Source organism: Kutzneria buriramensis, from assembly GCF_003387475.1.
Lineage (GTDB): Bacteria > Actinomycetota > Actinomycetes > Mycobacteriales > Pseudonocardiaceae > Kutzneria > Kutzneria buriramensis.
On the sequence record NZ_QUNO01000002.1, the window covers coordinates 495,572 to 513,474 of the forward strand.

Below are 17,903 nucleotides of genomic sequence, written 5' to 3' on the forward strand. Positions count from 1 at the left end.
CTGTGGCCAGGTGACCGCGCGTCAGGCACGGAGACAGTCACTCCTCAGATGGATCACGTCGTACGACTTCAGCCCAGTGTAAAGGCTGCGTAGACGCGGCGGCCGGACAGCCACGTGCTCGTCACCGAGATTTCCCGGATCGCCGTGTGCGCCGGGTCACCGCTCAGACACACAAGGTCAGCGCGGCGGCCCACGGCGATCTCGCCCCACTCGAGCTCGGCCTGCGCCTGCCACGCCACGCCCTCGGTCTGCGCCCGGATCGCCTGCGCCGCGGTCAGCCGCTCGCCCGGCAGCCAGTCCCGGCTCGTCGCGACCTCGATGCCGACGAGCGGATCGGGCGGGCTGACCGGCCAGTCGCTGCCGAACGCCAGCCGGGTGCCGAGCCGCGCCAGCGTCGCGAACGGATACTGCCGGTTGGCGCGATCCGGACCGAGACGCGGAATGGTCAGCTCGGTCATCACCGGATCGGTCTGCGCCCACTGCGGCTGCACGGTCGCGATCACACCCAGCTCCGCGAACCTCGGCAGATCGGCGGGGTCCACCACCTGGACGTGGGCGATCACCGGCCGCCGATCCCACACCGGATTGACGGCCCGCGCCCGCTCGACGGCGTCCAGCGCGGCGCGCACCGCCGCGTCGCCGATGGCGTGCACGTGGATCTGGAACCGCTCGGCGTCGAACGCGGTGACCGCCTCGGCCAGCTCCGCCGGCGACCACACCGGCATCCCGTGCGACTGCACGTCCACGTACGGATCGAGCATCGAAGCGGTGCCGGTCTCGATAACGCCATCGGCAAAGAACTTCACCGTGCGCGCGGTGACGAGGTCTCGCCCGAATCGTGTGACCCGCTCGCGTTGGTCGGCAAAGTGCGGCAGCTGGTCGCGCCAGCGGTCGGGATCGGCCCGCTGCGCCAGATCCGCCCGGAACAACAGCGAATCCCGTTCCACGGCAAGCAGATACGCGTCCACCAGTGCGGGCTCCACCCACGCGTCCTGCACCCAGGTGACACCCGCCGCCGCATACACCCGGCCGGCTTCATCGAGCGCCGCAACGAGGTCGTCCGTCGACCGCTGCGGAACCAGGTCCAGCACGAGATCGCAGGCGTGCCACTCCAGCAGCGTCCCCAGCGGACTGCCGTCGGCACGGCGCAGGATCCGGCCCAGCCGCGGCTCCGGCGTGTCGCGGTCGATGCCCGCCCGGGCCAGCGCGGAACTGTTGCACCACACGGCGTGGTAGTCGCGGGACCGCAGCGCCACCGGTCGGTCCGGCACCGCGGCGTCCAACCAGCGCGCGTCGAACGCGCCGTCCGGGGCCAGCGTCGGGTCGTAGCTCGCGGCCACGATCCAGCCGTCGCCGGGATGTTCCCGCGCCCACCGGCCGACCTCGGCCACGATCTCGTCCACAGTGGACTTTTCCGTGACCGCCGGCCCCTGCCGCTCAAGGCCGCCGAGCACCGGATGCGCGTGGCCGTCGCCGAACGCGGGCAGCAGCGTGCCACCCCGGAGGTCGACGACGTCGGCGACGTCCCAGGCCTCGGCCTCCCGGCCGACGGCGACGATCCGGTTGTCGGCGATCGCCACCGGCGGCGTGTTGGCCGCGTTGGTCAGCAGGATCAAATCTTGCGGGTGCTCTCTCGCAGCACGACCTGCGCCTGGATCCGGACCGTCCGCGGCTCGTCGATCGGGTGGTCGGACAGCGCCATGTGCGCCGCCCGCGCGCCCATCTCCTCCAGCGGCAGCCGGACCGTGGTCAGCGTGGGGGAGACGTCCCGCAGCGTGGGGATGTCGTCGAAGCCGGCGACCGACATGTCCTCCGGCACGCGCACGCCGGCCGCCCGCATCGCCGCCATCGCGCCCAGCGCCATCACGTCGTTCACGGCGAACACACAGGTCGCGTCGGTGCTCTCGGCCAGCAGCTCGGTCACGGTGTCGTAGCCGCCGTCGCGGGTGAACTCGCCGTACCGAATGGACTTGTCCGGCAGCTCCACACCGGATTCGGCCAGCCCCGCCCGGAAACCCGCCACGCGGTCCCGGCTGGTCACCAGTTCCTCCGGGCCGCCGAGCACGATGAACTTGCGGTGCCCCAACTCGGCCAGCGCCACCGCCAGCGCCTTGGCGCCCGCGCGGTTGGCCGGCACCACGGTGTCCACCGGCAGCCGCGCCTGCGACACGCAGGCCACCCGGCCGCCCTGCTCGGTGAACGCGACGATCTCGTCGTGCAGCCTGGCCGTGACCGAACGCTGGGTCGACCGGCTGCCGATCATCACCACCGCCTTGGCCCGGTGCGCGCGCAGCGTGGACAGCAACTCGCGCTCCCGCTCCGACTTGCGCATGGTGGTGCCGAGCACCACCACCAGGCCCGCGTCCTCCGCCACCCGGGTGACGCCGGCGGCGATGCTCGAGAAGTACGGGTCGGCGATGTCGTGCACCACCAGGCCGACCAGCGAGCTGCTGTTGCGCGCCAGCGCCTGCGCCGACGCGTTGGGCAGGTAGCCCAGCGAGTCCGCGCTGGCCAGCACCTTGTCCCGCAGCCCGTCGCTGACCTGCCGCGTGCTGCCGTTGATCACTCGTGACGCCGTGGCCAGCGAGACGCCGGCGTGCTGTGCCACCTCGGCGAGCGTGATCTGCCGTCCAGGCACGGGCCCACCTTCCCTTCGCCAACTGGACAGACAGTACCGGTGACCTGTGCAACGGTCGTGTCAACGCCCCCGGCTTGTCGCGTGCCCGGCCCGACTTGTCATACGGCTGAGCGCCGCGACGGTCACCTTGATCGCCGGTCGACGACTCGTGCGTTCCCGCCACACCGCATACAACGTTCGGGTCGGCACCGGGGTCAACTGCACCGCCACCACGTCGTCGGGCAGCGGGATCCGGCCCAGCCGCGGCATCAGCGCGACCCCGATGCCGGCCCGCAGGAACGCCAGCTGGGTCTCGTACTCGGAGACCAGATAGGACACCACCGGCTCATGCCCGGTGGTGCGGACGGTCCGCACCAGCCAGTCGTGGCAGATCGACCCCGGCGGCTGGGACAGCCAGCGCTCGTGCACCAGGTCCGCCGGCGTCACGCGCTCGCGGCCGGCGAGGTGGTGGCCGGCCGGCACCAGCAGATCGGCCACGTCCACCCCGATCGCCTCCCGCGCCAAGTCGTCCGGCATCGCCAGCGGCGCGTTCTCCCAGTCGTGCACCACCGCCACGTCGAGATCGCCGCGCTGCACCGCCGCGACCGCTCCCGGCGGGTCGATCTCCAGCACGGTGACGTCCAGCGCCGGGTGCTCGGCGGCCAGTTCGGCGACGACCCGCGGCAGCAGACCGCGGCAGGACGTCGGGAACGCGCCGAGGGCGACCTTGCCGACCGGTGCGCCGCGCTGCTCCTCCAGCCGGATCTCCGCCTGCTCGACGAGCTTGAGCACCTCCGCGGCGGTGTCGGCGAGCGACTGCGCGGCGTCCGTCAGCACGACGCCGCGGCCTCGCCGCTCCAGCAGCGTCGTCCTGGTCTCGCGTTCCAGCTTGTTCAGCTGCTGCGAGATCGCGGACGGTGTGTAGCCCAACGCCTCCGCCGCCCCGTTCACGGAGCCGTACACGGAGACGGCGTGCAGCGCGCGCAGCCGGCCCAGGTCAATCATGTAGCGATACTAAACCCAACCCGGAAGCATTATTTGTTTGTGCTTAATTGAGCACCGGGTGAGGCTGGTCCGCGTGTCCCCTCGCCACATCCTCGCCGCCGTGCTCGTCGCCGCCACCTGGGGCGTGAACTTCGTCTTCGTCGACATCGGCCTCGGCTCCTTCCCACCGCTGCTGTTCCTGGCCATCCGCTTCGTGGTGGCCGCGCTGCCGGCGGTGCTGTTCGTCGGCAAGCCGCAGGTGCCGTGGCGGTGGGTGCTCGCGGTCGGCGCGGCGACGTGCTGCTTCCAGTTCGGGCTGCTGTTCGTCGGCATGCACCTCGGCATGCCCGCCGGCCTGTCGTCGCTCGTGCTCCAGGCGCAGGCGCTGTTCACCATGCTGCTGGCCGTGCCGCTGCTGGGGGAGCGGCCGGGGCGCTGGCAGATCGTCGGCATGGCGATCGCGCTGTCCGGGATCGCGCTCGTCGCAGTGGACTACGGGCAGGGCAGCCCGCTGCTGGCGTTCCTGCTCGTGCTCGGCGGCGCCGTCGGCTGGGCGCTCGGCAACATCGCCACCCGCAAGGCCGCGCCGCCGGACGCGTTCCGCTTCATGGTGTGGGTGAGCGTCGTGCCGCCGCTGCCGATGCTCTTGTTGTCGCTGGCGTTCGAGGGCATCGGCCCTGACCTGCGGGCCTTGTCGCACCTGAGCGTGTCGGCGCTGGTGTCGGTCGGCTACGTCGCCTGGATGGCCACGCTCGTCGGTTACGGCCTGTGGGGCATGCTCATTCGTCGTTACGGCGCAACGGTCATTGCGCCTTACTCTCTGCTCGTGCCCGTGTTCGGAATGTCGTCGTCCGCGCTCGTTCTGCACGAGAAATTGTCCGCACCGAGGATCGGCGCGGCCGTTCTCGTGATCGTCGGCGTGTCTCTGACCTCAGTGTTCGGCTCGAAGCTGACGGGGTGGCAACGCTCACTCCAGGCCTCACGCTATGGTGCGGCTCACGACGTTCGGTGATCGCCGAACTCACTGTGCGTGCACTACAGGGAGGTAGTGGTTGTGAGCGCCACCGTTGAGAGCGCGAAGCCGCCCCAGAAGGGTTTCTTCGGCCATCCCGCCGCTCTCGGGCCGCTGTTCTTCACCGAGTTCTGGGAGCGCGTCTCCTACTACGGGATGCGCGCCATCCTGCTGTACTTCATGTACAGCAAGCTCAGTGACGGCGGCCTGGGCCTGGACCCGACGCTGGCCAAGAGCCTGATGTCGATCTACGGCGCGGCCGTGTTCATGTCCGGCGTGGTGGGCGGCTGGCTGGCCGACCGGATCTTCGGCTCGCGCCGGGCCGTGCTCTACGGCGGCGTGCTGATCATGTTCGGGCACATCGCGCTGTCGTTCCCGTCCGGCGTGACCGCGCTGTACGTCTCGATGCTGCTGATCACCATCGGCACCGGCCTGCTCAAGCCGAACATCTCCAACATGGTCGGCGGCCTGTACGACGAGAAGGACCGCCGCCGCGACGCCGGCTTCTCGATCTTCTACATGAGCACCAACGCCGGCGCCGTGGTCGCGCCGCTGCTGGTCGGCACGCTCGGCCAGGAGGTCAGCTACCACCTCGGCTTCTCCGTCGCCGCCATCGGCATGTTCCTGGCGCTGGTCATCTACCTGTTCGGCCGCAGCCGGCTCGGCGACGTCGGCGACGTGCCCGGCAACCCGCTGACCGCCGAGGAGCGCGGCAAGGTGCTCGGCCGCATCGGCATCGGCGCCGTGGTCGTGGTGGCGCTGTTCGTGGTGGTCGTGCTGGCCGGCTGGTTCACCGTCGGCCTCGTGATCAACGTGATCAGCGCGCTGGGCATCCTGCTGCCGACCGCGTACTTCGTGACGATGATCCGCAGCAAGCAGGTCAACGACGTGGAGCGGTCCCGGGTCGTCGCCTACATCCCGCTGTTCATCGCGTCCCTGTTCTTCTGGATGATCGAGGAGCAGGGCTCGGTGGTGCTGGCCGACTACGCCGCCAACCGGACCGACCTGCACATCGGCAGCCTGCCGCTGCTGGCGTCGTGGTTCCAGACCCTGAACCCCGGCTTCATCGTCGTGCTGGCCCCGGTGTTCGCGGTGATGTGGACCAAGCTCGGCAGCCGCCAGCCGTCCACCCCGGTCAAGTTCGCCATCGGCCTCGGCCTGGCCGGCGTCTCGTACCTGCTGATGGTGCTGCCCGCGGCGCTCTACGGCCCCGACGCCAAGGTCAGCCCGTTCTGGCTGGTCGGCAGCTTCCTCATCGTCATCCTCGGCGAGCTGTGCCTGTCCCCGGTGGGTCTGTCCGCCACGACCCGCCTGGCCCCCAAGGCCTTCGGCGCCCAGATGCTGAGCCTCTGGTTCCTGTCCGACGCCGCCGCCCAGGGCATCAGCGCCCAGATCGTGCCGTTCGCCACGCCGCAGACGGAGATCCCGTACTTCGGCATCGTCGGCGGCATCACCGTCCTGCTGGCCGTCGGCCTGCTCTTCCTGGCGCCGGCCATCTCCCGCAAGATGCAGGGCGTCGACTGAGTTTTCTCCGCGCGTTCCGCGCGGGGCGAGGTCGCTCGTGACCGGTCTCTTCCCTTGGCTCAGCTCGATCGATGGACAGACTCGATCGAGCTGAGCCGGCGGTCCTTCAGACCGGCGCGACCTCGCGGGGTTGGCGGCATTCAGATGTCCGAAATGGACGGAAGCAGCCCCTGGATCCGTCACGGCGGCGGGGTGGCGGATCCGGGGCTGCTACAACCAGAGTGCCTGAAGTTCCGGGGAAAGCGGCAACCCGTGACCCGAACGGGTGGGTGATGCCGGTCTCCTTTGACGGTCGGTGGTCAGCCGATCGCCGCGGGTTGACGGGAAGTGACCCGAACGGGCAGCCGCAGCGGGCCGCGGACGACCCGGCTGGGGCGGCGTTGCACGGTGCCGGCGACGCGGAGGTCGGGGAAGCGGCGGAACAGCGCACGCAGCGCGATGCCACCCTCCATCCGGGCCAGACCGGCGCCGAGGCAGTAGTGCACCCCGGACGAGAACGTCATGTGCTCGCGGGCGTTGGGGCGGTCGGGGTCGAACCGGTGCGGATCGGGGAACACGGCGGGATCCCGGTTCGCCGCAGCGGTGAGCAGCAGGACGACCTTGCCGGCGGGCACCGGGCGTCCGGCCAGCAAAGCGCCGTCCAGGGACAACCGCGCGGTGTACTGGATCGGCGGGTCGATGCGCAGGATCTCCTCGACGATGGCGTCCGTCGCATCGGGATCGTCCACGAGTCGAGCCCGCGCCGCGGGATTGGCCAGCAGCGCCAGCACACCGTTGCCGATGAGGTTCACGGTGGTCTCGAAGCCGGCGGCCAGCAACAGCCCTGAGGTGGCGAGCAACTCGGCCTCGGTCATGGTGCCGTCGGCCAGCATGCGCCCGATGACGTCGTCGTTCGGCTCCGCACGATGTTCGGCGATGCGCGCGGCGAGGAAGTCGTTGAGCTCCCGCAGCGTGGCCCGCAACTCGCGGACCTGACCCATGCTGCCCATGCCGTCGATGGACGCGGCGAGCACGGTGCCCCACTGGGTCATCCGCCGGTGCTCGGCGTCGGGCACGCCGAGCAGGTCGCAGATGATCTTGATGGGGACCCGTGCGGCGAACTCGCCGACGAGGTCGAACTCGTCGCGGCCGGCCAGTTGGTCGAGGAAGTCGTCGACGATGGCCTCGATGCGGCCCTGCCGTTCGTGCATGGCCCGCGGCGTGAACAGCGGCGACACGATCCGCCGCAGCCGGCTGTGCTCGGGCGGGTTGCGGAACAGGAACGAGTCCTCCAGCGGGTGCACCAACCCGTCCAGGCCGAGATCGGGCTGGCCGACCTCGCTGTTGGGGGCGACGCCGTACGCCGGATCGCGCAGGACTTCGTTGCACAGCTGGTAATCGGTGACGAGCAGCATGCCGAGCCGGCTGGGCACCACCTTGCCCAGCGCGCGGATGCGCTCGTACTGCGGATAGGGGTCGACGGACTGGAACGGGCGGATCAGCATCGCGCCGGGGTCGTTCAGCAGCCGGAACCAGCCGAGAACGGCCTTGCCGAGTGTGATCCCGGTGGCGAGTTGTCTGTCGGACATGTGTTTTCTCCTCACCCTGACCGCCTTTGTACCACCGACTTGACCCGGCCGATGGCGGGGTGAGAATCTTGCCGACTAAGAGATTTGGAGGGGGTGGGCATCATGTCGTTGCCCGAGCCGGTGCCGTTCGAGGCGCCTCGGGCCGCCGTGCCGATGCGGCTGTCCAACGACGATCGCGAGCAGGCGGTCGAGCAGCTCAACCGGGCCGTCGCGGACGGCCGCGTGACCTGGACGGAGCACGCCGAGCGCGTCGAGGCCGTCTACGCGGCGCGGGTGACCGACGACCTGCGTCCCCTGCTGGCCGACCTCGGCCCGGCCGGCGTCGTGCCGCTGTCGAGCGGCACCACCGAGGTCAGCGCCGTTCTCAGCAAGATCGTCCGGGTGCCGGACACCTCGCGGCGCATCCACGCCCGCTCCACGTTCGGCGCGCTGGTGCTCAACCTCGTGTCGGTGCCCGCCGGCCAGGAGGTCGAGGTCCAGGTGGACGCCTTCTGCGGCAAGGTGCAGCTGATGGTCGCCGACGACGCCACCGTGATCGACGACGGGGCGGCGATCCTGGGCAAGCGCGCGATCTACGGCGAGCAGGACGGCCGCGAGGGGCCCCGGATCCGGCTCAGCGGCACCGTGAAGCTGGGCAACCTCAAGGTGTTCCGGGTCTGAGCCCCGCTGCCACCTCGCCGACCTTGGAGCGCACCCACACGTGCGCCGGGTCGGAGTTGAGCCGCGGGTGCCACACCATGCCGTACGGGAAGGGCGCGGCCAGCTCGGTCGGCGCCTCGACCAGGCGCACGGAATGGTCGGCCCGTCGGGCCTCGACGAGCCGGCGAGGCACCAGCGCGATCAATCTCGTGCCCGGAAGGGCGGTGAACGCCGCCTCGAAGTACGGCACGCGCAGACCGCTGCGTTGCGCCACGCCCAACTCCGCCAGCCGCCGGTCGATGACCATCTGCTCCTGCGGCAGCACCACCACGCTCACCCGGGGGAACTCGCGGATCTCGTCCAGCGTCAGGCGGTCCGCGGTGAGCGGATGGTCGGCCGCCACCACGCCCACGTAGTCCTCCTCGAACAGCGGCTGCCAGCGCAGGCCGGCCGGCGGCTGCACCGGCGACAGCGCCAGATCGACCCGGCCGTGCTCGATCTCGTCGTACGTGCGGGGGCTGAGCGGCTCGATCGTCAGCGACAGGTTCGGGGCCCGCTCGAAGACATGGGGAAGCAGGCCGGGTCCGAGGATGGAGATGGCGTAGTCGGTGCAGTTGACGCGAATCGCGTCGGTCGACGTCGCCGGGTCGAAGTCGCCGCCGCGCACCATCGCGCGCAGCCGCGGCAGGATGAACTCCAGCTCCTGCCGGATGGCGCGGGCACGGGGCGTCAGCTCGTAGCCGCGGGTGGTGCGGACCAGCAGCTCGTCGCCGAAGGTCTCGCGCAGCCGGGTCAGGGTGCGGCTCATCGCCGACTGGCTGAGGTGGAACCGCGCCGCCGCGCGCGACACGTGCCGCTCCTCCAACAGGACATCGAGCGCCTTGAGCAGGTTGAGGTCGGCGTTCTCGATATGCATGGGGCACATAGTACTGCTGAGAAATGTGCACTGGACGCCTCACTTTCCCGGGCGCAGACTTCCTGTCGAGGCCCGTGAAAGGGGAGATCGGCGATGATTCTCGACGTGATGGCGGACGCCCTGGGCGGGCGCGCCGCGTTGGCCGCGGCCACCACCGAAATGGTCACCGCGACCGGGTGGCGACGGCACCCCGGCTGGGGAAAGGACCCTTCCCGACCGGAACTGGTGGGCGAATTCTCGTACATGCTGACGAATGACGTCGTGCGGCCGCGGTACCGGCTGGAGACGTCCATCGACACCAAGCTGGTGCCGACAAAACTGCACTACACCGAAACCGGCAACGGCAGCGCCGGATATGTGGACGGCATTGACTTCATGTTCGATCCGCGCCCGGTGTCGATGGCGGTGCCGTCGTGGCGGGTCGCCGCCCGGCTCCGGCACATCGACCTGGCTTCGGTGCCGCGGCTGGCGACCAAGCTGCTGGCGCCGGCCGCCGACCTGGTGATCGACGGCTCGACGGTGACGCTGCGCGAGATCGGCCGGCCGCCGGTGCGCGTCGTCCTCGACGACCGCGGCCTGCCGGCGCGGGTGGAGCTCACCGAGGAGCACTCGCCGCGCGGGGACGCCGAGGTGGAGGTGCGGTTCGACGACTACCGCGCGGTCGGCGCACTGACACTGCCGCATCGGGTGGTGATCGACATCGACGGCCTGACCGTGCACGACGAGACCCGGACGTCGATCGAGCTGGGTCGGGGCGCCGACTTCCGGTTGCCGGACGAGACCGTTCGGGACGCCGGCGAGGAGCAGGCCTCCTACGCCCAGCACTCCACCGAGTGGATCATGAACTACGTGTTCGCTGGCGTGCGGTTCTATTTCGACCTCCAGACCGCGCCCGTCGAGTCGGCCGCGGTGGAGATCGCGCCCGGCGTGAAGATCGTGCTCGGTCCCAGCCACAACGTGCTCGTGGTGGAAATGCCCGACCATGTCGTCGCCGTGGACGCCCCGCTCTACGACGAATACGGCCGCGCGGCGCTGGCTCAGGTGAAGGCCGCATTCCCCGGAAAACCGCTGCGCGCGGTTGTCGGCACGCATTTCCACTACGACCACATCGGCGGCATTCGCGAATTCGTCGCCGACGGGAATGTGGCGGTGATCGTCGGCGAGCCGAGCGTGCCCTACTTCGAGGAACTGCTCCGCGGCCCGCACACCGTCGACCCGGACCGGCTGGCCGCCAATCCGGTGCCGGTCGAGGTGATCGGCGTCGACGACGTGCTGGAGCTGCCGACCGCCGACGGCGGCGTGCTGCGGATCCAGCGCATCGACACCGACCACTCCCACGACACGCTCGTGGCGTTCGTGAGCAAGCCGGGCATCTTGTTCCAGTCCGACCTCTGGAACCCGACCCCTGTGCCGCCCGCGCCGCATTCCGGCCGGGGTCGATTGGCCGAACAGCTCTATGACGCGATCGTCGCACTCGATTTGAACGTCAGGACGATTGCCAGCGGCCACCGTGGAACGGATGGTCACACCCTTGCCCACGCCGCGCCGTTGGAGTACTTGCGCATCGTCGCCGGTCGCTGAGCGTGACGGACGGGCGCCTTCCCCGCACGAGTCTCAGCTGCTGCGGCGATGACGGCGGACGGTCTCCTCCACCAGGTCCAGCACCGGACCGAGGTCGTCGGCGGGCAGGCCCATCGCCAGGTGCGAGACGAGGCCCTCCAACACCAGCTCCAGGAAGTCGGACAGCACCTCGACCGGCACGTCGTCGCGCAGGTTGCCGGCCTCGCGCTGGCGGCGGAGGCGGTCCTGGGTGGCCTTGGTCAGCTGCTCGGAACGCTCCGCCCAGCGGGCCCGGAAGTCGGGGTCGGTGCGCAGCCGGCGCGACACCTCCAGCCGGGTGCCCAGCCAGTCGGCGGGATGCTCGCCGCGCCCGTCCTCGTCCGGACCGTCCTCGCGCCGGCCGGCCAGCAGGTCCCGCATCACCTGAACCAGGCCCTGCTCGGCGACGACCTCGGCCATCCGCAGCGCGTCGTCCTCGGCCAGCGCCAGGAACAGCGACTCCTTGTCGCGGAAGTGGTGGAAGATCGCGCCGCGGGAGAGTCCGGTAGCCTCTTCCAGCCGCCGCACGGTCGCGCCCTCGTAGCCGTGGCGGGCGAAGCAGGCGCGCGCGCCGTCGAGGATCTGGCGGCGGCGGGCCTCGAGGTGGTCCTGGCTGACGCGGGGCATTCGGCCATCGTCCCAGTTGGTGGACGGCAATTGCAATCCGTACGTACGGATTGCATACAGAACGTAACTGGTGAAACATCCTATGGCTTCAGTGGTGAATGAAGGCAAGCGCTTTCATGTATTGACAGCCGGTCGGACAAATGGTGTGATCCCGGTTACGGGTAAGGAAGTTCCCTAATCCGTTCCGCCGCCACCCCAACCCCTGCAGTGGGAGGCACAGTGGCACCCCCATCACGCCTGCGGCTGGCGCTCGCCGGTGGCCTGGCCGCACTCGTCGCGCTGGCCGTGGCCGTCCCGAACGCGCTGGCCGCGCCGCACGCCGGCACGGTGTACGAGGCGGAGAAGGCGACTCTTTCTCAAGCGACCGTGGCCAACAACCACGCCGGTTACACCGGAACCGGGTTCGTCGACTACACGAACGTCACCGGCAGCTATGTCGAGTTCACGGTGACCGCGCCGGCCGCCGGCAGCGCGCGGCTGGACTTCCGCTACGCCTTCGACGCCCCGGACAACCGGCCGATGGACGTGACCGTCAACGGCACCAAGGCGGTCAGCAACCTCGCCTTCCCGCCCACCGGCGCCTGGACCACGTGGCAGGTGGCCACCACCACCGTCAACCTCCAGGCCGGCAGCAACAAGGTCCGGGCCACGGCCACCACTGCCAACGGTGGCCCCAACCTCGACAACCTGACGGTGACGCCGAACAACGTCGACACCACGCCGCCGACGCCGCCGACCAACCTGGTCGTCAGCGACATCACGCCGACCACCGCGCACTTCGCGTGGGGCGCCGCGAGCGACGACACGAGCGTGGTCCGCTACGAGATCAACCGTGGCGGCAACGTGCTCAAGACCGTCGACGGCAAGACGCTGTCGGCCACTGTTGACACTCTGACGCCGAACACCTCGTACGACATCTCGGTCGGCGCCTTCGACGCGGCGGGCAACGCCTCGCAGCAGAGCAACGTCGTCACGTTCACGACGCCGCCGAGCAACGACAAGACCCCGCCGTCGGTGCCGGGCAACCTGCGCTCCACCGGCGTCACGGCGGACAGCGCCGCGCTGGCATGGGACGCCTCCACCGACAACGGCGGTGTGATCGCCGGTTATGACGTGTACCAGGGCACGACCAAGGTCGCGACCACCAACTCCACCAGCACCACGGTCACGGATCTGAGCCCCAGCACCAAGTACACGTTCACCGTCACCGCCCGCGACCCCGACGGCAACACCTCCGCCGCGAGCAACGCGGTCTCGGTGACGACGTCCGCGCCGGGCGGCAAGGGCGGCATCCCGGTGTTCGACAAGACGGTCGCCAAGCTCGACCTGCCGTGGGGCATCGACTGGCTGCCGGACGGCTCCGCCCTGGTGGCCGAGCGCGACCGGTTCGAGATCGACCGCGTCACGTTGGACGGCCAGGTGACCGTGCTGGGCAAGGTGCCCGGCGCCGTGACCACCGACGGCGAGGGCGGCGTGCTGGGCCTCGCGGTGTCGCCGACGTACGACACCGACCACTTCATCTACATCGACCACACCTCGGCCACGGACAACCGCATCGTGCGGATGACCTATCAGAACGGCAAGCTGTCGACCACGTCGACGCCGATCCTGACCGGTATCCAGAAGAACCGGTTCCACAACGGCGGCCGGCTGCGCTTCGGTCCGGACGGCAAGCTCTACGCCACCGCCGGCGACGCCAAGAACGGCGCCAACGCGCAGGACAAGAACTCGCTCAACGGCAAGGTCCTGCGGCTCAACGCCGACGGCACCGCGCCGTCCGACAACCCGTTCTTCTCCTCGGGCGGCAACGCGCGGTACGTCTACAGCATGGGCCATCGCAACCCGCAGGGCATCGCGTGGGACTCCAAGGGCCAGCTGTGGGAGACCGAGTTCGGCGAGAACAGCCAGGACGAGCTCAACCTGATCAAGAAGGGCGGCAACTACGGCTGGCCCTCCTGCGAGGGCACCCAGGGCAACTGCGCCGGCTTCGTCGCGCCCAAGCAGACCTGGCCGACGGCGCAGGGCGGGCCCAGCGGCATCGAGATCGTCAACGACTGGATCTACGTCGCAGCGGTCACCGGCGAGCGGATGTACGTGGCGCAGATCAACTCGGCCGGCACCGGCACGAGCACCCCTCAGGCCATCTTCGCGGGCAAGTGGGGCCGGCTGCGCACCGTCGTCAAGACGCCGGACGGCGGGCTGTGGGTGACCTCCACCAACAACGACAAGAACGGCGGCACGCCGACGGTTCTCGACAACGTCATCGTGCACCTGAAGTTCCCCTAGGGAAATCCCTAGCTAGTACAGGCTGATCGGCAGCGCAAGCCCCCGTGGTCAAACACGGGGGTTTTGCGTAGCCATTGCCGCCGCACGGATGTGGCCGCGGCGCGGCCGGTGCTATCACATCGGTGTCCGGCCGTCTAGTGGACAGGACAGCAGATGCCGATCAACGTCTTGCCGGGCGGCCTGCCGCTGCTCGGACACGCAGTGGATCTTCTCCGCCGGCCGTTGGACTTCGTCGAGCGGCTGCGCGACGCCGGCCCGGTGGTCCGGTTCAACCTGGGGCCCAAGCCCGTCTACGTGGTCACCACGCCCGCCATGTGCAAGGAGTTGCTGATCACCAAGTCGCAGTGCTTCGACAAGGGCGGCCCGCTGTTCAAGCAGTCCAAAACCTTGCTGGGCAACGGTTTGGTCGGCTGCGACCGGGAGCAGGCGCGTCGCGCGCGGCCGATGATGAACCCCGCTTTCCACCACGGCCGGCTGGCCCGCTACACCGAGGTGATGACCCAGGTGTCGGCGGAGATCGCCGAGCAGTGGGTCGACGGGTCCACGGTGGACTTCGACGCGCTGATGAACGTGGCCACCATGGACGCGCTCACCCGGTGCCTGTTCTCCGGTGTCAAGGACACCGACACCGCCGCCGAGGTGCGGGCGGTGATGCAGGTGATCGTCAACGGCGTGGGCCGCCGGGCGTTCATCCCCATCTCGTGGGTGCACAAGCTGCCGCTGCCGCCCAAGCTGCGCGAGGACGCCGCGCTGCGCGAGCTGCACCGGGTGGTGGACAACGTGATCGCCGAGTACCGGCGCACCGGCGCCGACCACGGCGACCTGATGTCGATGATGATCCTGGCCCAGGACGACGCCGGCAACGGCATGACCGACACCCAGCTGCATGACGAGGTCCGCAGCATGATGGTCGCCGGCACCGAGACGTCCGCGACCATGATGCTGTGGATGGCCTACGCCCTGCACGAGCATCCCGACGTGCGCGACCGGATGCATGAGGAGCTGGACCTGGTGCTGGCCGGCCGCCGCCTCGACTACGAGGACCTGCCGAAGCTGGAGTACACCGGGCGGGTCGTGCAGGAGGCGCTGCGCATGTACCCGGTGGCCTGGCTGCTGTCCCGGTACTGCGTGTCGGACACCGAACTCGCCGGCGTGCGCATCCCGGCCGGCGCGGACGTCATGTTCAGCCCGTACGCGGAGCACATGGATCCGCGCAATTTCGACAATCCACGCAGCTTCGACCCGGACCGCTGGCTGCCGGAGCGGGCCCGCGCCATGCATCGGCAGGCCTTCCTGCCGTTCGGCAGCGGTGTTCGAAAGTGCATAGGTGAGTCGTTCGCCTTCACCGAGATGATGATCATGGTGGCGACGTTCCTCGGACCGTGGAACCTGACGCCGGTGCACCCCGACCCGGAGCCGCTGGCCAGCACGACCTACCGGCCCCGGCACTCGCACATGGTGCTCAGCCGCAGGTCCTTACCAACAGATGAACGACCGCCAGCCTGACCTGCGATCGAGTGCGATTGTCAGACCCTGCGTGTAGCGTCGGAACGACGACGATCACGAAGGGTGGTAACGGTGACTACCGTCAGTGTTACTCCTTCCGCCGATCCGGCGCCCGACTTACTGCGCGACCGTGACCGGGCCGAGGCCTACGTGGCCTCGGTCTGCTTCAAGCACGGGCCGCCGCGGTACGTCGGGGCTGAGATCGAGTGGACGGTGCACCACGCGCACGACCGATGTCAGCCGCTCGACCAGCACGTCCTGGCGAAAGCCCTGGGGCCGCACGCCCCCGCCACGCTCCGGCCGGACAGCCCGAACCTGCCGCTTCGCGGTGGTTCCCCTGTCACCGTCGAGCCCGGTGGCCAGGTGGAGCTCTCCACTCCGCCCAAGACAACCACAGCCGATCTGCTCACCACCCTCACCGCCGACATCGCGCAGCTCCAGGGGCTGCTCGCGGCCGAGGGGCTGGAACTGGGCACGGCCGGCGTCGATCCGCATCGCCCGCCGCGCCGGATACTGGACACCCCGCGCTACGCCGCGATGAACGCCCGCTACGACCGACTCGGACCCGACGGCGCCGCCATGATGTGCAGCACCGCGGGCCTCCAGGTGTGCCTCGACACGGGCGAGGCCGCACAGGTCGCCACCCGCTGGAACGCGCTGCACGCGCTCGGTCCCGCGCTGCTGGCGGCGTTCGCCAACTCGCCGCGCCAGGCCGGCGCCTCGACCGGATGGGCCTCCGTCCGCACCCGCGTGGTGCTGGGCGCCGAGCCCGCGCGCAGCAGCCCGGGCGAGACCGGCGACGACCCGGCCGCCGGATGGGCCCGCCGCGTGCTGGACACGCCGATGATCGTCTTTCGGCGGGACGGCGCCAGCTGGGACGTGCCCGGCGACGTCACCTTCGCGGACTGGATCGCCGGCGCGCTGCCCGGCGTGCCCACCACCGACGACCTCGACTACCACCTGAGCACGATGTTCACGCCGGTCCGGCCGCGCGGCTACTTCGAGGTCCGGTACCTGGACTCGCAGCCGCCGGACGAGTGGAGCCCGGCGGTCGCACTGCTCATCGCCCTGTTCAGCGCGGACGACGTCGTCGACGCCGCGCTGGACGCGGCCGCGCCCGGCGTAGGGCGCTGGCTGCCGGCGGCCCAGCACGGCCTGGACGACCCGTGCGTCGCCCAGGCCGCGGCCGCCGCCCTGGAGCTGGGCCTGCGCAACATGCATCGGCTCGGCCTGCCGACGGAGCTGTCCGCGCCGGTGATCGACAGCCTCGATCGCCGGCTCGCGACGGCCACCGCGACGCTTGGAGGCAAGACGCTGTGACCACTTTTGATCTCCGTTTGAGCATTGCCGAGGCGCTGGAGCGCTCGCGGGACCGCAGCACCCAGCTCACCGACGCCGTCGACGAGGACGACCTGGTCCGCCAGCACTCCAAGCTCATGTCGCCTCTGGTGTGGGACCTCGCGCACATCGGCAACCAGGAGGAACTCTGGCTGGTCCGCGACGTCGGCGGGCGGGAGCCGGTGCGGCAGGACATCGACGAGCTGTACGACGCGTTCCAGCACGCCCGCGCCGATCGACCGTCGCTGCCGCTGCTCAACCCGACAGAGGCCCGCGCCTACGTGCGGGAGGTCCGGGACAAGGTGTTCGACGTGCTGGACCGCACGCCGCTGGAGGGCCGCGAGCTGGTCGACAACGGCTTCGCGTTCGGCATGATCGTGCAGCACGAGCAGCAGCACGACGAGACGATGCTGGCCACCCACCAGCTCCGCAAGGGCGCGCCGGTGCTGCACGCGCCCAGTCCGCCGGCCGCGCCGGCGGAGCAGCTGCCGGCCGAGGTGTTCGTGCCCGGCGGGCCGTTCGAGATGGGCACCTCGCTGGAGCCGTGGGCGCTCGACAACGAGCGGCCGGCGCACCAGGTGCACGTCGACTCGTACTGGATCGACACCGTGCCGGTCAGCAACGGCCAGTACCTGGCGTTCATCGACGCCGGCGGCTACGACGACCAGCGCTGGTGGAGCGAGCGCGGGTGGGCGTACCGGCAGGAGGTGGGTCTCGTCGCCCCGCGGTTCTGGCAGCGGGACGGCGATCGCTGGGTGCGCACCAGGTTCGGCGTGGTGGAGCCGATTCCGGAGGACGAGCCGGTGGTGCACGTGTGCTTCTGGGAGGCGCAGGCGTACGCGGCGTGGGCCGGCAAGCGGCTGCCGACCGAGGCGGAGTGGGAGAAGGCGGCCCGCTTCGACCCGGCCACCGGTCGGTCGCGGCGCTATCCCTGGGGCGACGAGGATCCGACGCCCGAGCACGCCAACCTCGGGCAGCGGCACCTGCGGCCCGCCCCCGTCGGCGCGTACCCGCTGGGCGCGTCGCCGCTGGGCGTGCGGCAGCTGATCGGCGACGTGTGGGAGTGGCTCGACTCCGACTTCCAGCCGTATCCGGGCTTCCGGGCGTTCCCGTACCGCGAGTACTCCGAGGTGTTCTTCGGCGGGGACTACAAGATGCTGCGGGGCGGCTCGTTCGGCACCGACAAGGCCGCGGTGCGCGGCACCTTCCGCAACTGGGACCACCCGATCCGGAGACAGATCTTCGCCGGCTTCCGGTGCGCCCGCGACCACCGGCGGGACTGACGCC

At 70.1% G+C, this 17,903-nt stretch carries 14 protein-coding genes; 8 read left to right on the plus strand and 6 right to left on the minus strand.

Annotation, left to right across the window (positions count from 1 at the left end; genetic code table 11):
- Positions 1 to 68: 68 nt before the first annotated feature.
- Genes BCF44_RS06935 through BCF44_RS06945 form a run of 3 tightly spaced genes read right to left on the minus strand, consistent with a single transcriptional unit; the run spans position 69 to position 3,622 of the window.
- On the minus strand, positions 69 to 1,616 hold the full coding sequence (locus tag BCF44_RS06935) for an amidohydrolase (protein WP_116173289.1): 1,548 nt from the start codon (positions 1,614 to 1,616) through the stop codon (positions 69 to 71).
- On the minus strand, positions 1,613 to 2,638 hold the full coding sequence (locus BCF44_RS06940; RefSeq protein WP_116173290.1) for a LacI family DNA-binding transcriptional regulator: 1,026 nt from the start codon (positions 2,636 to 2,638) through the stop codon (positions 1,613 to 1,615). Before BCF44_RS06940 ends, BCF44_RS06935 begins: the two co-directional genes overlap by 4 nt.
- A 60-nt stretch (positions 2,639 to 2,698) precedes the next feature.
- Entirely contained in the window at positions 2,699 to 3,622 is a 924-nt protein-coding gene (locus tag BCF44_RS06945) for a LysR family transcriptional regulator (RefSeq protein WP_116173291.1), read from the minus strand.
- 73 nt (positions 3,623 to 3,695) lie between these two features.
- Here BCF44_RS06945 and BCF44_RS06950 point away from each other — a divergent pair, with 73 nt between their 5' ends.
- Positions 3,696 to 4,613, plus strand: a complete 918-nt coding sequence (locus BCF44_RS06950) for an EamA family transporter (RefSeq protein ID WP_116173585.1) — start codon at positions 3,696 to 3,698, stop codon at positions 4,611 to 4,613.
- 42 nt (positions 4,614 to 4,655) lie between these two features.
- The gene (locus tag BCF44_RS06955) at positions 4,656 to 6,137 is read left to right on the plus strand and encodes a peptide MFS transporter (RefSeq protein WP_211352918.1); all 1,482 of its coding nucleotides are present in this window, start codon (positions 4,656 to 4,658) and stop codon (positions 6,135 to 6,137) included.
- A 299-nt stretch (positions 6,138 to 6,436) separates the two neighbouring features.
- On the opposite strand, the gene BCF44_RS06960 is transcribed toward BCF44_RS06955, so the two are convergent.
- Complete coding sequence (locus tag BCF44_RS06960) at positions 6,437 to 7,705, minus strand: cytochrome P450 (protein ID WP_116173293.1); 1,269 nt, start codon at positions 7,703 to 7,705, stop codon at positions 6,437 to 6,439.
- A 102-nt stretch (positions 7,706 to 7,807) separates the two neighbouring features.
- On the opposite strand from BCF44_RS06960, the gene BCF44_RS06965 reads away from it, so the two are divergent.
- A complete protein-coding gene (locus BCF44_RS06965) occupies positions 7,808 to 8,365 on the plus strand; it encodes a DUF1707 SHOCT-like domain-containing protein (protein ID WP_147328412.1) in 558 nt (185 codons plus the stop codon).
- Here BCF44_RS06965 and BCF44_RS06970 read toward each other — a convergent pair.
- Positions 8,346 to 9,260 carry a LysR family transcriptional regulator gene (locus BCF44_RS06970; protein WP_170217375.1) on the minus strand — a complete coding sequence of 305 codons (915 nt, stop codon included), beginning with the start codon at positions 9,258 to 9,260 and terminating at the stop codon, positions 8,346 to 8,348. The two genes, BCF44_RS06965 and BCF44_RS06970, sit on opposite strands and share 20 nt — an antisense overlap.
- 93 nt (positions 9,261 to 9,353) lie before the next feature.
- Here BCF44_RS06970 and BCF44_RS06975 point away from each other — a divergent pair, with 93 nt between their 5' ends.
- Positions 9,354 to 10,841 carry an MBL fold metallo-hydrolase gene (locus BCF44_RS06975; RefSeq protein ID WP_116173296.1) on the plus strand — a complete coding sequence of 496 codons (1,488 nt, stop codon included), beginning with the start codon at positions 9,354 to 9,356 and terminating at the stop codon, positions 10,839 to 10,841.
- 33 nt (positions 10,842 to 10,874) lie between these two features.
- Here BCF44_RS06975 and BCF44_RS06980 read toward each other — a convergent pair whose 3' ends face one another.
- Positions 10,875 to 11,486 (minus strand): TetR/AcrR family transcriptional regulator, encoded by a 612-nt coding sequence (locus tag BCF44_RS06980; protein WP_116173297.1) that lies wholly within the window; start codon positions 11,484 to 11,486, stop codon positions 10,875 to 10,877.
- 219 nt (positions 11,487 to 11,705) lie between these two features.
- Here BCF44_RS06980 and BCF44_RS06985 point away from each other — a divergent pair, with 219 nt between their 5' ends.
- The 4 genes from BCF44_RS06985 (at position 11,706) to egtB (ending at position 17,899) form a co-directional block, all read left to right on the plus strand.
- Positions 11,706 to 13,772 carry a PQQ-dependent sugar dehydrogenase gene (locus BCF44_RS06985; RefSeq protein WP_379799940.1) on the plus strand — a complete coding sequence of 689 codons (2,067 nt, stop codon included), beginning with the start codon at positions 11,706 to 11,708 and terminating at the stop codon, positions 13,770 to 13,772.
- Positions 13,773 to 13,925: 153 nt separating this feature from the next.
- On the plus strand, positions 13,926 to 15,278 hold the full coding sequence (locus BCF44_RS06990) for a cytochrome P450 (RefSeq protein WP_116173298.1): 1,353 nt from the start codon (positions 13,926 to 13,928) through the stop codon (positions 15,276 to 15,278).
- Between the two features lie 63 nt (positions 15,279 to 15,341).
- Positions 15,342 to 16,598: a glutamate-cysteine ligase family protein gene (locus BCF44_RS06995; RefSeq protein WP_425460072.1), complete on the plus strand. Its 1,257-nt coding sequence runs from the start codon at positions 15,342 to 15,344 to the stop codon at positions 16,596 to 16,598.
- Positions 16,595 to 17,899, plus strand: coding sequence for an ergothioneine biosynthesis protein EgtB (gene egtB / locus BCF44_RS07000; protein WP_116173300.1), 1,305 nt, complete (start codon positions 16,595 to 16,597; stop codon positions 17,897 to 17,899). The genes BCF44_RS06995 and egtB overlap by 4 nt, the downstream gene beginning before the upstream one ends.
- Positions 17,900 to 17,903 lie beyond the last annotated feature (4 nt).

Coding starts and splice junctions, on each gene's coding strand:
- BCF44_RS06945 (WP_116173291.1), bottom strand. CDS start 3,622: ATGATTGACCTGGGCCGGCTGCGCGCGCTGCACGCCGTCTCCGTGTAC.
- BCF44_RS06960 (WP_116173293.1), bottom strand. CDS start 7,705: ATGTCCGACAGACAACTCGCCACCGGGATCACACTCGGCAAGGCCGTT.
- BCF44_RS06965 (WP_147328412.1), top strand. CDS start 7,808: ATGTCGTTGCCCGAGCCGGTGCCGTTCGAGGCGCCTCGGGCCGCCGTG.
- BCF44_RS06970 (WP_170217375.1), bottom strand. CDS start 9,260: ATGCATATCGAGAACGCCGACCTCAACCTGCTCAAGGCGCTCGATGTC.
- BCF44_RS06975 (WP_116173296.1), top strand. CDS start 9,354: ATGATTCTCGACGTGATGGCGGACGCCCTGGGCGGGCGCGCCGCGTTG.
- BCF44_RS06980 (WP_116173297.1), bottom strand. CDS start 11,486: ATGCCCCGCGTCAGCCAGGACCACCTCGAGGCCCGCCGCCGCCAGATC.
- BCF44_RS06990 (WP_116173298.1), top strand. CDS start 13,926: ATGCCGATCAACGTCTTGCCGGGCGGCCTGCCGCTGCTCGGACACGCA.